Raw genomic sequence first — 16082 nt, 5'->3', positions numbered from 1 at the left:
GTTGAAGATTCTCCCCTTTTGAAATGAAAGACGCAATTTTACAATAAAAGTGTCACATATTTGAACAGCCAGAGAGGAAACGAACCACCGTATAAACCATTAGGGGAGGCTTCTCATGAAAAAGGCAGTTACATCGTTGACGGTTATATCTATGGCATTCCTGGCCGCTTGCGGCGGGGCACCGGCCGGCACGGGCAAGACGGATGGCGGGGCGGCGCCCGCGGGAGACAAGAAGCCCGCCGCCGAGGCGGTGAAGACGGGAGACAAGAAGACGCTGGAGTTCTGGTATATCGATCCGGGCGATAAAGAGAAGGTGTATTTGGAGGCGGTCGAGCGTTTCAAGAAAAAGCATCCCGACGTCGAGGTCAAGGCGCTGCAGACGCCGAACGACACCTACAAGCAGAAATTCGCCGTCGCCATGTCGGGCGGCAACCCGCCGGACGTCTTCCATTCCTGGGGCGGCGGCTGGCTGAAGGAATTCGTGAACCAAGGCAATGTGCTCGATCTTACCGGCAAGATCGACGAGAACAATTATGTGAAGACGGTGCTCGACAACGCCAAGTTCGGCGGCAAGCCGTACGGCGTTCCTCTAGGCTTGTCCATCACGGCATTCTGGTACAATAAAGATATTTTCAACAAGCACGGCTTGAAACCGCCGGCTACCTGGGAAGAGCTGCTGAAGGTCGTCGATACGCTGAAGCAGAACAAAGTCATACCGATTGCGCTGGCCAATCAGCCGAAATGGCCGGGAGCCTATTACTTCATGTATTTGGCGGATCGCGCCGCCGGCTCGGATTTATTCAAGAACGCCTTGGGCCGCAAAGGTCAGGGCTTCGACGACGACGGCTACGTGCAGGCGGGTAAATATATTCAGGAGCTGGTGAAACGCGACGCTTTCAACAAAGGCTTCAACGGCATTCCGTGGGATGCCGGACAAGGCCGCCAGCTGCTGTACACCGAGCAAGCGGCGATGCTGGTCATGTCTCAATCCATCGTCAACAACGTGCGCCAGGAAGCACCGGATTATGAGAAAAAGCTGGATTTCTTCCCGTTCCCGATATTGCCGAGCGGCAAGGGCGATCCTTCCGATTTGGGCGGTGCGTCGGCGCCGGTATGGTCGGTATCGGCCAAATCCAAAAATCCGGATCTGGCCATCGAGCTCATCAAGGAGCTGTCTAGCACGGAGACGGCTCAAGCGTATTCCGATCGCACCGGCTCGCTCGTCGGCGTGAAAGGAGTCACCTACAAGGACGAATTCGCCAAGCGGCTGGGCGCGCTGACCGAGAAAGCGAAGGATATTCACTGGCCGTACGACCAAACGCTGCCGCCGGATTTGGCCGAGCTGCACAAGGACACGACACAGGCTCTGTTCGGACTCTCGATGACTCCGGAAGAGGCCGCCAAGAAGATGGAAGAAAAGGCTAAGCAAATTCTGAAATGACAAAACCGGATATCAACTAATTTAGCGGGGAGGTGGACGTTATGAATACCTCGGTTGCCGAATGGGAGAAGAAGACGGCGGCAAATGCGGCAACGGCCGCGAAGAAGCAACGATTGCGGGACAAGAGATGGACGATCGTCATGTTTATAGCTCCGGCCTTTCTCGTGTACCTGCTGTATATCATCTATCCGATCTACGGAACGTTATATTACAGCTTGTTCGATTGGAAGGGCGGCCCTGACAAAACGTTTGTCGGCATCGCCAACTATACCCGGCTCTTTATCGAGCCGGTCTTCTGGAGCTCGCTCGCCAACAATATGAAGGTTGTGCTGTCCTCGGTGTTTTTGCAAATCCCGCTGGGGCTGCTGATGGCGCTGTTATTGTTTTCGGCGATCAGAGGCTTGCGCTTTTTCCAGACGATCTATTTCATGCCCTTTCTGATGTCCACCGTGGCGATCGGGATGCTCTGGGTGTTTATGTTCGATCCGCTCAGCGGAGCCGTCAACAAGCTGATCGGCTTGTTCGGGTTCGAGAATATCGCCTGGCTCAGCGAAAATAAGACGGCGATGGCCGCGATATTGATCGTCATCGTCTGGCAGTACGCTCCGTTCTACATGATCCTGTTCAAAGCCGCCATCGTCGGCATCTCCGAGGATTTGTACGAAGCGGCGGAGATCGACGGGGCGGGCCCGTGGGACCGGTTCTCCCGGATCACCTTCCCGCTGCTCGTGCCGACCATCGTGACCTCCTCGATTCTGGCTATCGTCGGTTCGCTGAAGGCTTTCGACATCTTCTTCATCATGACCGGCGGCGGACCGGGCAACGCTACGGAGCTCTTGGGAATCTACATGTATAAGCAGGCGTTCATTCATTTTAATATGGGCTTTGCGAGCGCAGTGGCTTTCACCATGTTTGTGCTGGCGTTTCTGGCCGCCGGAATTATTCAATACATGGAGTACGCCCGCAAGAAAAAGGAGGCGTTGTAATGGCTCTCAAAACGATCCGTTCCGCTCCCTTGTACGCAGCCGCCATCGTACTGCTGGTGTTTACCGGGTATCCGTTCCTGTATATGGTGATGACGTCGTTTAAGACGCAGCAGGAATTTTTCAAAAGCCCGTTTACGCTGGTGACGTCGATTCAATTCGGCAATTATGTATTGGCTTTTCAAAAAGGGCTGTCCAGCTACTTTCTCAACAGTGTTTTTATTTCGGTGCTGTCGGTATTTCTGATCGTCATCTTCTCCGCGCTTGCGAGCTATCCGCTGAGCCGGATGCGCTTTGCGCTGAACAAGCCGCTATTTATGCTGTTCGTCTCAGGGATGATGCTGCCGATTCACTCGACCTTGATTCCGATCTTCAAGCTGACGAAGGATTTGGGCATCTACGATTCTTGGATGGCGCTCATCGGGCCGTACGTCGCCTTCGGGCTGCCGATCTCGATCTTTATCCTCACGCAGTTCATGACCGAGCTGCCTCGGGAAGTGGAGGAAGCGGCGGAGATCGACGGCTGCTCGCACCGGCGCATATTCTGGAGCGTCATTCTGCCGATGGTGACCCCGGCGCTCGCAACTATCGTCATCTACAACTTTATTCACGTGTGGACGGAATTTATTTTTGCGCTTGTCTTGATTACAAGCCCGGAGAATATGACGCTCCCGCTCGGGATGCAGAAGTTCTATGGGGAGCTCACGGTGAACGTCCCGGCGCTGATGGCGGCGCTCACGGCAGCCAGCCTGCCGATCCTGCTGGTCTATTTCCTGGCTCAGGAGAAAATCGTCAAAGGCTTAACCGGCGGGGCCGTCAAGTAGCTTCATAGGCAGGCAGGCTTCATAGGTTTCGTTTAACGGAGGGCTCTGCCCGCCTTACGGCGGCAGGGCCGATTTGTTTTTAGGCTCGTTTACGAATATGGGGAGCTTCGGCCTTATTTGGTTTCGCGTTTATCGGGCCGGAGAGTCTCCCCTATATTGGGTTGCCGTAAGAACCGGCCGCAAGCGCTCAGTTCCGATGAAGTTTAACGCTGAGCACCAGGCCGATGGCCAGCATATTCGTCAGCAGCGAGCTGCCGCCGTAACTGACGAACGGAAGGGCTATTCCCGTCAAGGGCATCAGTCCCGTATGCATGGCCACGTTCTCGAATATTTGCAGCGTAAACATGGAGATGATGCCGACGATCATGTATCTGCCCTCCAAATCCGCCGTGCGGTTGGACAAATAAATCATGCGGTAAATGAGCACGAAGTAGAGGAGCAGCAGCACCGAGGCGCCGATAAATCCGAATTCTTCCCCTATCACGACAAAAATAGAGTCCGCATAATCGTAAGGGATGAATCCTCCTTGGACCATCGCTCCCTGCAGGAAGCCTTCTCCCTTCAGCTGTCCAACGGCAATCGCATGGATCGAGTTCGTCACATGCCAGCTGTTGTTCGCATCGGCCGTTGGATCGAGAAACGTTTGAATCCGGTCTAGCTGATGGGGCTTCACTATTTTGGAAAACCATTCCATGTTATAAAAGTAGAGAGCGGTGATGCCTGCGCCGATCGCGATCATGAGAAGGATTCCCATGCCAATATGCTTTATGCGGATATTCCCGATCCACAGCATTCCGATGAGTATGCTTATAAATACGACGGAAGTTCCAAGATCGGGCTGCTTCAGCACGATGAGGAACGGAACGCCTACGAGGGCGCACAAAGGCAGCAAATCGCGGAAGAAACGGAGCGGGTGTCCGTCGCGGGCTTTCAGCCAATTGGCCAATGCCAGAATGACGAACAGCTTCATGATCTCGGAAGGCTGGAAAGCCATTGCGCCGAGGTCGAGCCAACGCTGAGAGCCGTTAATATCCATCCCTTTAAACATCACTATCAGCAGCAGCAAAATGCCAATGCCGTATAATATATAGGATAGATGCCGGATGATGACGCGGTAATCCAATAAGCTGAGGCCGAGCATCGGCACGAATAATACCAAATAAGTGATCAGATTGTTCTTGTGCAGCCCTTGATAGTTTGTATCGAAAGTAGCGCTATAAATGACGAGCGTACTCAATACCATAAAAAGGAATATGATCAATAGAATAGGCAGATCCCATTGTTTTGCTTTGCGTAGCATGATTTCCACTCCGAATGAGAAGATAGGAACCGAAGCCGCCCGAAAGCTCTGTCGGTTTGGTAATACTATTACTATAAAGCATAGCAAGCGGGAATGCGAACAATGCCCTGCGCATTCTATACATCGCATATTCATATTTTGCCTAGCTCCGGGCCGTTTCCTATGGTATGGTATACATGTTTGTTTATTTTCGCGATGCGATGATCAAATACGATACCAAGGAGCGGCTCATGAGTAAACAATGGATTGCGCAATGGATTCAAGATCCGATTTTCTCGGGCGTTAAGCCTTTGCCGATGCTGCATAAAGAATTGGACACGGTAGAAAACCGGCATCCCGATGCATTGAAAAACCGGCATACGCTGTTTCGGAAAACGTTTACATTAACGGATGCGCCTAAGCAAGCCGAGTTGAATATATCGGCGGACGATTATTACAAGCTGTACATAAACGGGGTGTTCGTCGCTCAAGGCCCGGCCCAGAGCTATCCGACCCATTACTTCTATAACCGGTTGGATATCGCCGCCTATTTGCGGACGGGGACCAATGTCATAGCGGTTCACGTATATTACCAGGGCTTGGTAAACCGGTCGATGAACAGCGGCGATTTGCGCCAAGGCTTAATTGCCGAGGTGTATACGGACCGCAGGCTGTGCCTGATAACAGACGACAGCTGGACATGCACCGCTGCTAAGGAGTATATCGGGGAAGAAACGGTCGGTTATGATACCCAATATTTGGAAAATATCGATAGTCGTCTGGAGCATAAAGGGTGGACGGCGGCGGAGTATGACGACGCAGATTGGGAACGCCCGGCACTCGCCGCCGCTGCGGATCATCAGTTGGAGCTGCAGCCGACTCCGGCGCTCAGTGTGTATGAGAGACGGCCTCAATCCGTACAGCGGCTGTCTGCGGGCCGTTATGTCATTGACTTCGGCACGGAGCTGACGGGGCAATTTACGATGCGTGCCTGCGGCGGGAGCGGGGAGAGGATCGTGATCCGCTGCGGGGAGGAGCTGAATCCGGACGGGGACGGCGTTCGCTATGAGCTGCGCTGCAACTGCAAGTATGAGGAAGTATGGACCTTATCCGGCGGCGAGGACGTGCTGTCCTTTTACGAATATAAAGCATTCCGGTACGTCGAAGTGCTCGGCTCCGAAGAAGCGATCGACGAGGACAGCTTCGCGGCCGTCGTCCGTCATTATCCGCTCGACGAAAGCAGCTGCCGGTTCTCCAGCTCCGATCCGGTGCTCGACCAAATCTGGTCGATTTGCGCGAACGGTGTCAAATACGGCGCGCAGGAAAACTTCGTCGATTGCCCGAGTCGGGAGAAGGGCCAATATCTCGGAGACAACACGGTCATCGGGCACACGCATATGTATCTCAGCGGAGATGCGCGGCTCGTTAAGAAAGCGCTCGAAGACTTTGCGAGAAGCACGGCCGTTTGTTCGGGGATGATGGCGGTCGCGCCGGGCAATTTTATGCAGGAAATCGCCGATTTCTCGCTCCAGTGGCCGATGCAGCTGTGGCAGTATTATCGGCATACCGGGGATTTGGCATTCCTGATGGAAATGGCCCCGGTCGGCGAGAAGCTTGTCGCCTATTTCGACAAATACAAGGATCATACCGGACTATTGTACCATGTTGCGGAAAAATGGAATTTGGTCGACTGGCCGGACAATCTTCGGGACGGTTACGATTTTCCTCTGACCCGGCCTGTGACGGAAGGCTGCCATAATGTCGTCAACGCTTATTACTACGGCTGCAAAAAAACGATGAACGAGATTCGAAAAGAGCTCGGGCTTCCGGAGGAAGATCTCGCTCCGTTGAAGGATGCGTTCTTAGCGGCATTTTACGATGCTGAAGCCGGTCTGTTTGTCGATGCGGTCGGCAGCAGGCATTCTTCGCTGCACGCCAACGTGCTGCCGCTGCTGTTCGGTCTGGCTGAGCGGGAGAGCGTGCCGAATATCGTTCGGCTGATCCGTGACAAAAGGTTTAGCTGCGGCGTCTATTTCTCGTATTTTGTCTTGAAGGCATTGGCCGAGGCGGGGGAATATGCCCTGATGTACGATTTGATTCGCGGCGAGGATGAGCATTCGTGGGTCAATATGCTTCGGGAGGGCGCCACGACCTGCTTCGAAGCATGGGGCAAAGACCAGAAGTGGAACACCAGCCTGTGCCATCCTTGGGCCAGCTCGCCGATTCCGCTGCTGATCGAGGAGATTATCGGGCTGAAGCCGCACAAGCCGGGCTGGGAGGAAATCCGCTTCAACCCGCAGATTCCGCCGCAATTAACGGAGCTTCAGCTTAGCCTGACGCTGCCGTCGGGAACCGTTCGCATCTTTGTGGTCAAAGGTCAGGCCGACATTGAGGCAAGCCCCGGCATCCGGATTATAACTTAAACAACGAGGGCCATACCCCCGTCCGTACAGATTCGTCTGTCGGGCGGGGGGGGGGTTGTTGTGCGGATTTTAGACATAGGTTCTGACGGCAAAACCAAACGTATTCAATATCCCGATTTTACGCCCGATAATCCGGGAAAAGTATTCAACAAATAACCGAATCGCCCGCGCGGCAGCAGTGAGCAAGCGTCTTGTTTCCTCGAGAAACAGGCGCTTGTTTGCGTTTTCGTCGGGATTATACAAAATGTATCAAAATCGGCCCTGGAAATGGAAAATGGCCGAATAAAGCAAAAATTTTCTTATTAATCTAAATACAACACAGAGGAAGTTACTTATATTTAACGTAGGTCGAAATCAACGCATAGGGGGGACAAAGCCGCAGTATAACCGGGTTTTTCACTGTTTCGCATCGTTTCTTGTTCAGCAGTCTCTTGGAATCGGTTACATCGGCATCATGGACCATACAGCCAAAGCCCGGCTTCGTCGTGATACAATACGTGTCATTGAGCAAGGGCTCCGACAGAATCAAGCACGATAACATTCATGGCAATACGCGGAAAGGAGCTGTCCTTTATGAGATTTCCCCGAATCATTACATGCGGTCTTGTCGTCGCGCTGCTCGTCATTGCGGCCGCACCTGCCATGCCGGCGGCGGCAGCGGACGAACCTTCCCCTTCGTTCACCCTTACGCTTTCTACGGATAAGCCGTCCAAGGGAGAAAATGTGGAAGTGATTGTTAAAGGCCATGAGCTAAAAGATGTCTACGCCTATGAAGTGAATTTAAACTTTGACCCGACCGCGCTGAGGTTGAAGGGAGCGACGACCGAGCTTCCCGGCTTCTCTGTTTCCCCCATTGTCACAGACAACCATATTCAGCTTGCGCATACGCGGATCGGCCGAGTGATGGGGGACGACGGAGATCAGGTCTTGTATACGTTAACCTTTGAAGCGCTGCAGGGAGGAACGACGGAGCTGGCGATCGATCATGTAAAGCTGCTGGATTCGATTCTGACAAGCACCGACCATGCGTCGGAATCCAAGGTGGCGCTGGCGATCGACAGCCTGTTTCCGTTCGACGATCTCGGCGATTACGGCTGGGCCAAGGAAGCGATCGCCTATTTGTTCGACAAGGGCATCGTAAACGGAACGTCGGAGCATACGTTCAGTCCCGGGCAGCCGGTAACCCGCGCCGATTATTTGGTGCTGCTGATGAGGCTGCTCAAGGTTCGGGAGAATGCGGGCGAGCGCTTTGACGACGTGCCGCAGGGTGTGTATTATGAGGGACTTTTGGGCGCGGCCAGAAGCTTGGGCATCGCCGAAGGCGACGAATACAATAACTTCCATCCCGGCGCTCCGGTGACCAGGGAAGATATGATCGTCCTGACCGACCGCGCGCTGCGCGCGGCCAACAAGCTATCCGTCAGCTTGGATGCGTCCGTTTTGCAAGGCTATGCCGACGTGAGCGACATCTCCGATTACGCGGTCGGCAGCGTTTCGACTTTGGTCGGCTCCGGTGTCGTAGAGGGCTACAACCAAGGCATTTATCCGAAAGAAACGACGAACCGGGCGCAAGCGGCAATGCTGATCTACAAGCTGCTGATCTCCAAGAACATTCGGATTGAGGAATAAATCAAAGGAAGTGAAATAATGAGAATCAGGGGACTCCTATCCGTTCTCATGGTGACGGCGATGTGTTTAGCGATGCTTCCGCTTCCGGCCGCCGCCGTTACAGCGGATGAGGTCGAAGTGGACTATGCGGTAGATAACGGGGCATCCCGGCAAATAGCAAGCGGTTTTTTGCACGGGATATCAGGGGAAAAGCCGTCGCAATATTTAATAGACGGAATTAAGGTCAATGCGATACGAGGTGCCGATCATCACCCGAATTTGCCGAGTCTGTTCGATGAGAAGACGTATAACCGGGTGAAAGCGACTGATGCGAAGCTTATGGTGGGACTTTATTATTACACCAGCCGAGCGGGCAATACCTATTGGCCCGGAGACAATGGGGATTGGAAAACTTGGGAAAGCGTAATAGAAAGCGTTTATAAAGAATCGGTGACGAAGGGGTATGATGTGTATTCCTGGATTCCATGGAACGAGCCCCGGCTGCAGTGGTCAGGTTCGGACAGAAACATAAACAGGTATTTGGAAGCGCATAACGTTGCCTCTCATAAAATAAAGGCGTTGAATCCTTCGGCGAAAATCCAGGCTCCGGAAGACGATTCGTATAACTTTGATTTTTTGAAAAAGTTTCTTACCTACTGCAAAGAGCAAGGCTGCTTGCCCGACATATTAAGCTGGCATGAGCTATCGGGCGGGGCGTTGGACATTGAAGCGCATACGGCGGAGATCAAGAACTGGATGCTCGCGAGCGGCATTACCCCAATGCCCATCGCCATTACGGAATACCAGGGCTGCTGTACGTACAATAACATTAACGGATGGGAAAGCGGCATGGCAGTCTCCTATATAGCCAGGCTGGAAAGATCCGCGAAAAATGGCCTTCTGTACGGCCTGAAATCGGCTTGGGATTACGTCGGAGACGACCCTAAATTTATGGCAAGCCTGGGAGATCTTGCGGATCGAAACAGCAGCACTTTACCCAAAGGCATCTGGTGGGTGTATAACGCCTATAAAGATATGACCGGACGTTTAGTGAAAGCGGAATCATCTAATAAAAACAATATAGAAGTTTTGGCCAGTCACGACCCTGCCATGAATCGTTCCGTTGTGTTAATCGGGAGTGAAAATTGGAGAGAGCCTGCGGAAATAACCTTGCATTTGAATCACCTGAGCAATGTTTCTTATTTAATCCGAAACGGGAAGCTGCACCTTAAGGCAGAGATGATTCCTACCGCAGAGGTACTCATGTCGCCTTACACGATGCTGGAGGGCGATTATACCGTTGCTAACGGATCGTTGACTGTGAAGCTTCCGCCTCTGCTTCCCAAGGCAGCCTACAGAATTTATATTACGTCCGATACTTCAGAGGCGCCTTCCTTGCATGAAGAAGCTGAATCGCTGAAGGCTCAGGGCACCCCAGGTCGCGTTTACCGGACATACAATGAATCTGCAGCGAGCGGAGGGGCTGCCGCCATTCTCGAATCAACCTCTATTGGGGATTCGGTTACTTACACTATCCCTGTACCGTCGGCAGGAATATATCATGTGAAGGCTAGAGTCAAGTCGGAAGCAACTCGCGGTATTTTTCAGTTGTATGTAGACGGAAAGGCGTATGGAGGTCCTAAGGATACATACGGGCCCTTCGACTACTACGACGTCGATTTCGGGAATGTTCCCATTCAAGGAAATAGCGCCAAACTGGATTTCAAAGTCGTTGGCAAAAACAGCTATTCCTCGAACTATTTTATGGCTTTTGATTCGTTTGAGTTAGCTAGGCTCGGAGAGTTGGGGCTGCAGCCGCCTGAAGGACTAACCGCTTCTTCCGGCGATGCTCAAACCCGGTTGACATGGAATCCATTAAGCGGTGCGGATAGTTACAACCTATACCGGGGATCATCGGCAGAAGGGCCTTTCACAAGGATAGCTGAACAAGTGAAGCAGACCGAGTTTACGGATGTCGGATTGACCAACGGCACTGCGTATTACTACGTGGCGACAGCAGTTAATTCCAGCGGGGAGAGCGATTATTCCGCCCCAGTCAAGTCCGTGCCGCAAGGTGCTCCATTACTCTCCATTCAATTGGCGAATATTCCTGCACAGCTGCGGGTTGGCGACACGGTGTCTTCTGTCGTATACGCCACCTACAGTGAGACGGATATGAGGCCGGTAACGGACGGAGTTATCTTCAGCAGCAGCGATAAGAATATAGCTGACATTGATGGAAAAGGTACGATCCGTGCCATCAGCCCGGGCGAAGCGATCATTACGGCAGCATTTGGCGGTATGCAGGCGACTTCCGCTTTGACGGTAATGCCGGTTGAGTCTTCTTCGCCGCAAGCGGTATTAAACGGGACGGACGCGATAACCGCAGGAACCGAATTTACGACCGGCTATCAATTGAAACACGGTCAAAATATATACGCACAGGACCTTACCTTTACTTATGATCCGAATCAATTGGAGTTTATTTCGGCGGAGTCGGTCAGGAAAGGAACGGTTATTGTAGACCAAGCGGAGAAATCCGGGCAAGTCCGCATGCTGGTGGCCAGTCCAGGCGATCCAGCCTCAGAGGCAGACGGCGATCAATTGATTCTGCATTGGAGGGCTCGAGCAGTCTCCACTTCGCAGATCGCGATGATCACATTGTCGAAGGCTATCGTGGCTGATAAAACCGGACATGAAATACAAGTAGCCGCTGTTTCTCACAGTGTACAAATAGGGGTTGTAGACAAGGAGACGCTTCTGGCTTTAATCACCGATGCGCAAAATAAGCTGAATGCAGCTTCAGAAGGTACGCAGCCGGGTCAGTATCCCGCAGGCTCCAAGGCAGCTCTGCAATCTGCAATCGACAAAGCAAGAGCGGTTGCCGAACGTCCACAAGCAACGCCGACCGAAGTTCAACAAGCGGTGAATGACTTGACTGCCGCAGTACAAACGTTTATGAATTCGGTTATTGTGCTTCAGGGCGATCTGAACGGAGATGGAAAATACACCATTGGAGATTTGGCAATAGCCGCTGCCTTTTATGGCAAAACGTCTGCAGATGCGAACTGGGATTTATACAAAAAGGCGGACATCAACCATGATAACAAAATTGATATTGCCGATTTAGCAGTTATTGCCGCCAGCATGACACTGGATCATTGAGAATGGCGAACGGTGTGAAGCGCCATTGGGAATCCCATGTTAAAGCACGGGAGAGGCCGCCGGCCGGTCTCCCCCTGCCTATATTATTTTAAAGCTCAAGGAGGATGCAGAAAGATGAAGCTAAAGCGAAAGATAAGCAAGCTGCTTGTTGTGGCGACTACCGTCGCTGCGTTATCGACAGGCGGTATGCTATCCCCGTCGGCGCAAGCTGCGGAGGGGCTTCCCGATTCCGCCGTTCACGGGTTAAAAGGGGAGTATTATACGAATTCGGGCTCACCGCTGTTTAACTTCGGCACCCTGAAGTCGACGGTGCTGGACCCGAATTTGGACTTCGGCAGCCTGGAGACCGCATTCGGTATTCTTACCGGACAGCAGGATAAAGTCAATGTGCGCTGGACCGGGTTTATCGAGCCCGAATACTCGGAAGACTACACCTTCTACATTACCGGAGACAACGGTTTCCGGCTCTGGGTCGACGACAAGCTGATTATCGATCATTGGGTTAACGATTGGGATAAGGAGCAGGTCGGCAAGCCGATCCATTTGAATGCAGGACAGAAGTATACAATCAAAGTCGAATATTTCGAAGATACCGGAGGCTCCAATATTCACCTGCGCTGGTCCAGCCCGTCTGTGTCCAAATCCGCCGTTCCGACGGAAGCATTGACTCCGCCTAGCGGGTTCTCCTACGGGGGTAAAATTTCCGTGGACGGCGCCACGGCTGAAGTGAAGCTCGACCAGGCGGTTCAAGCGCTTCCGGGCGGATTGATCGATCATCTGAAGATAAAGGTGATGGGTACGAACTGGCCGATCGCTTCGGCGTCGCTGAAGCCGGGCGACGACAGCACGCTGGTTCTGACCTTCGAAAATCCCGTTTATTCGAAGGATGTATGGCTCGTCAGCGCAAGCTATGACGGGCAGGGCGGTCTGAAAGCCCAGGACGGAACGGTCGTTCCGGCTTTTGACAAGTCGCTTCAGAATGAATCCAAGTATCAAATCATGACGCCATGGGCGAGCCAGGTGACGAAGGAAAATGTGCTGCCGGAATATCCGAGACCGCAGCTGGTGCGGAATCAATGGCAAAATTTGAACGGCGAATGGGAGTTTCAATCGGCCAAAGCGGGAGAGGCCGCTCCTGCGGGGCAAACCTTGAAGGAAAAAATTCTCGTTCCGTTCGCTGCGGAATCCGTGCTCTCCGGCATTCATCGCGTTGAAAACCTGATGTGGTATAAACGCAGCTTCACGATTCCGAGCGATTGGAGCGGTCAAAGGGTGAAGCTGAATTTCGGCGCTGTCGACTATTTGGCGACGGTGTACGTCAACGGACAGCAGGTCGGCACGCATAAGGGCGGTTATACTTCATTCAGCTTCGACATTACCGATCAGCTGAAGCCCGGCGAGAACGAGCTGATCGTTCAAGTGCTGGATAATACGGACACGGGCGAAGATCAGGCCGTCGGCAAGCAAACGGTGAAAAAGCTGGGCGGCATCTGGTATACGTCCGTATCCGGCATTTGGCAAACCGTATGGCTGGAGCCTGTGGCGGCAGCTCATATCGAAAAGCTGGATATGACGCCCGACATTGAGGATCAGGTATTGAAATTAACCGTCCCTGCCGAGCCGGCCCAAGGTCTTACGGTCGAAGCGGTGGCCATCAAGGACGGCCAGGAAGCGGGAAGAATCAGCGGCCCTGCGGGAGAAGAGCTCAAGCTGCCGGTTCCTAATCCGCGGCTTTGGTCTCCGGACGATCCGTTCTTGTACGATTTGCAGGTTCAATTGAAAAACGGCGATCAAGTGGTCGATCAAGTCAGCAGCTATTTCGGCATGAGGGAAATTAAGCTCGGCAAGGTCGACGGAATTACAAGACCGCTGCTCAACGGCAAATTCGTCTTCCAAATGGGGCCGTTGGACCAAGGCTTTTATCCGGACGGCATTTATACGGCTCCGACCGACGACGCGTTGAAATTCGATATTCAAACTGTGAAGCGCATCGGCATGAACACGATCCGCAAGCATATTAAAGTAGAGCCTGCCCGCTGGTATTACTGGGCGGATAAGCTCGGCGTGCTCGTCTGGCAGGATATGCCGAGTCTGGAGGACCGTCAGGGCAACCACGGATCGGATATTACGCAAGCCGCCAAAACGCAATGGCTCAAGGAATACAAAGAGATGGTCGATCAGCTGCGCAGCGCGCCGTCGATCATCGAATGGACCGTATTTAACGAAGGCTGGGGAGAGTTCGACTGGGGCGGCCAGCAGACGAAGGACGCCGTCAATTATGTGAAGAGCCTCGATTCCACACGCCTGATCAATAACGCAAGCGGCTGGCAGGATTCCGGAACGGGCGATCTCGTCGACATGCACTCGTACCCTGCTCCGAATGCTCCTACGCCTACGGATACCCGTGCGGCCGTCTTGGGCGAATACGGCGGTCTCGGTCTGCATACGCCGGGACATGAGTGGAGCCCGCTCGTATTCTCGTATCAGGAAATGAAAGACAAGAAGGAAATTACGGATAAATACATCGATTTCATCAATCAATTGAAAAATCTGAAAGCGAGTCCCGGCTTGAGCGCAGCAATCTATACGCAAATTTCCGACGTGGAATATGAAATTAACGGTTTGTTGTCGTACGACCGCAAAGTGGAGAAGCTGGACTTCGATCGTATTGCCAAAGCGCACCGCGAATTGATCGGTACGACTAACAACGAAGATTTGTCGAACGGCATTCAATCCGCCGAGCAATTTTACAGCAAGCTCCAGGCGGGAGATAAGCCGGGTCAATATCCTCAAGACGCGCTGGACCGTTTCCATAGCGTTATAGAGTCGGCCAAACAAGTGCTTGCGGCGATCGGCTCGACTTCAAGCGATTACCAGCAAGCGCTGAATCAATTGTCTTCGGAGCAGGAGCTCATGTTCACGCTGGTTCACGATCCGGTTTCGAAGGGCGCTGCCGTCGACAACTTCGACAGCACGACGCTGAACGACGCTTGGAGCATTTACCGCCCGAACAACGACTATTGGAGCTTAACCTCCAATCCGGGCAATCTGACGATCCAGACGCAAAACGGCGACAGCTACGAGAGCTCGAATGCGATTAAAAACGTCTTTTTGCAAAATGCGCCTGACGGCGACTTCATCATCACGACGAAAGTAACCGCCCCGGTAAGGAGAAACTTCCAGCAGGCCGGTCTGATCGTCTGGCAGAACGAGGATAATTACGTCAGGTTCGGCCATGTATGGGATACGCAGGGAGCGACGGGCAAATCGCTGGAGTCGGCTTACGAGAAAAACGCGAAATATAGCAAAGCGACGAATATGGCTCTTCATCCGGGATACGACACGTCCTATTTGCAGATCCGCAAGGTGGGCAACGTCTATACCACGTATTACTGGGACGGCTCCGCCTGGAAGCCGGCAGCCGATCCGATGACCGTGCAGTTGTCCGATCTGAAAGTAGGCTTCTACGCATTTTCTACGGACGCTACCTCGATTCAAGCGAAGTTCGATTACTTCGCCACCGCTCCCGTAACGAACGATCCTGCGGCTTCGCTGACAGGACCGGCATCCGTAGTGAGCGGCCAGCCGTTCGAGACGGCGGTCAGTCTGGACAATGTTACGCAAACCGTCTATGCGCAAGATTTGAACTTCACCTATGACGCGGACCGGCTGGACTTCGTATCGGCGAGCAGCGCAAAGGACGGATGGATCATCGTCGACAAGAAAGCCGAGCCCGGACATGTCCGGCTGATCACGGCGAATGTAAGCGGAGCGGACGCTTCCGGCGAGCTGTTCAAGCTTCAATGGAAAGCGAAAGACTCGGGAGCGGAGACAAGCGGCACGATTGCGCTATCCAAGCTTATCGTCGCCGACGGGCAGGGGAATGAAACGGAGCTGGAGCCGGCATCGCTGAGCGTTCGCATTACAGCGGGCGTAGACAAGAGCGCGCTGGGCTCGCTGATCGCTACGGCTCAAAGCAAGCACGACACCGCAACGGAAGGAAATGCCGTCGGCCAATACAAGCCGGGCTCCAAAGCGGCGCTGCAAACCGCAATCGATCAGGCGCTCGCCGTCTATAACGATGCGCAAGCGACCAAGGAACAAGTGGAGCAAGCGATCGTCGCGCTGAACGCGGCCCTGCAAACGTTCATCCACTCGGTCAACACGGCTCACTCCGGCGACGTTAACGGCGACGGCAAGTTCTCCGTAGGCGACCTTGCTATCGTAGCCGCCGCTTACGGCAAAAAATCGATCGATCCCGATTGGGAGCAGTATCAAGAGGCGGATATTAACAATGACGGCATCGTCGATCTTGTAGACTTGGCGACGCTCGCTCAGAAGATCTTGGAATAAAACGAA

General features: G+C 53.2%; 8 protein-coding genes. 7 read left to right on the top strand and 1 reads right to left on the bottom strand.

What is annotated here, in order from left to right:
- Positions 1–115: 115 nt before the first annotated feature.
- Genes SK3146_RS09200 through SK3146_RS09190 form a run of 3 tightly spaced genes read left to right on the top strand, consistent with a single transcriptional unit; the run spans position 116 to position 3248 of the window.
- Positions 116–1441, top strand: coding sequence for an extracellular solute-binding protein (locus SK3146_RS09200; protein ID WP_249864796.1), 1326 nt, complete (start codon positions 116–118; stop codon positions 1439–1441).
- Positions 1442–1482: 41 nt separating this feature from the next.
- A complete protein-coding gene (locus SK3146_RS09195) occupies positions 1483–2427 on the top strand; it encodes a carbohydrate ABC transporter permease (protein WP_249864795.1) in 945 nt (314 codons plus the stop codon).
- Positions 2427–3248: a carbohydrate ABC transporter permease gene (locus SK3146_RS09190; protein ID WP_249864794.1), complete on the top strand. Its 822-nt coding sequence runs from the start codon at positions 2427–2429 to the stop codon at positions 3246–3248. Before SK3146_RS09195 ends, SK3146_RS09190 begins: the two co-directional genes overlap by 1 nt.
- 187 nt (positions 3249–3435) lie before the next feature.
- Here SK3146_RS09190 and SK3146_RS09185 read toward each other — a convergent pair whose 3' ends face one another.
- Positions 3436–4548 (bottom strand): FtsW/RodA/SpoVE family cell cycle protein, encoded by a 1113-nt coding sequence (locus tag SK3146_RS09185; RefSeq protein ID WP_249864793.1) that lies wholly within the window; start codon positions 4546–4548, stop codon positions 3436–3438.
- 230 nt (positions 4549–4778) lie between these two features.
- Here SK3146_RS09185 and SK3146_RS09180 point away from each other — a divergent pair, with 230 nt between their 5' ends.
- The 4 genes from SK3146_RS09180 to SK3146_RS09165 all read left to right on the top strand — a co-directional run bounded on the left by SK3146_RS09180 (position 4779) and on the right by SK3146_RS09165 (position 16076).
- The gene (locus SK3146_RS09180; protein WP_249864792.1) at positions 4779–6950 is read left to right on the top strand and encodes a family 78 glycoside hydrolase catalytic domain; all 2172 of its coding nucleotides are present in this window, start codon (positions 4779–4781) and stop codon (positions 6948–6950) included.
- A gap of 573 nt (positions 6951–7523) precedes the next feature.
- Positions 7524–8579 (top strand): S-layer homology domain-containing protein, encoded by a 1056-nt coding sequence (locus SK3146_RS09175; RefSeq protein WP_249864791.1) that lies wholly within the window; start codon positions 7524–7526, stop codon positions 8577–8579.
- Positions 8580–8627: 48 nt separating this feature from the next.
- A complete protein-coding gene (locus SK3146_RS09170; protein WP_249864790.1) occupies positions 8628–11723 on the top strand; it encodes a cohesin domain-containing protein in 3096 nt (1031 codons plus the stop codon).
- Positions 11724–11837: 114 nt separating this feature from the next.
- Positions 11838–16076, top strand: coding sequence for a PA14 domain-containing protein (locus SK3146_RS09165; RefSeq protein WP_249864789.1), 4239 nt, complete (start codon positions 11838–11840; stop codon positions 16074–16076).
- Positions 16077–16082: the final 6 nt, after the last annotated feature.

Source organism: Paenibacillus konkukensis, from assembly GCF_023523925.1.
Classification (GTDB): Bacteria; Bacillota; Bacilli; order Paenibacillales; family NBRC-103111; genus Paenibacillus_S; species Paenibacillus_S doosanensis.
This window is presented reverse-complemented; position numbering and strand designations above follow the sequence as displayed.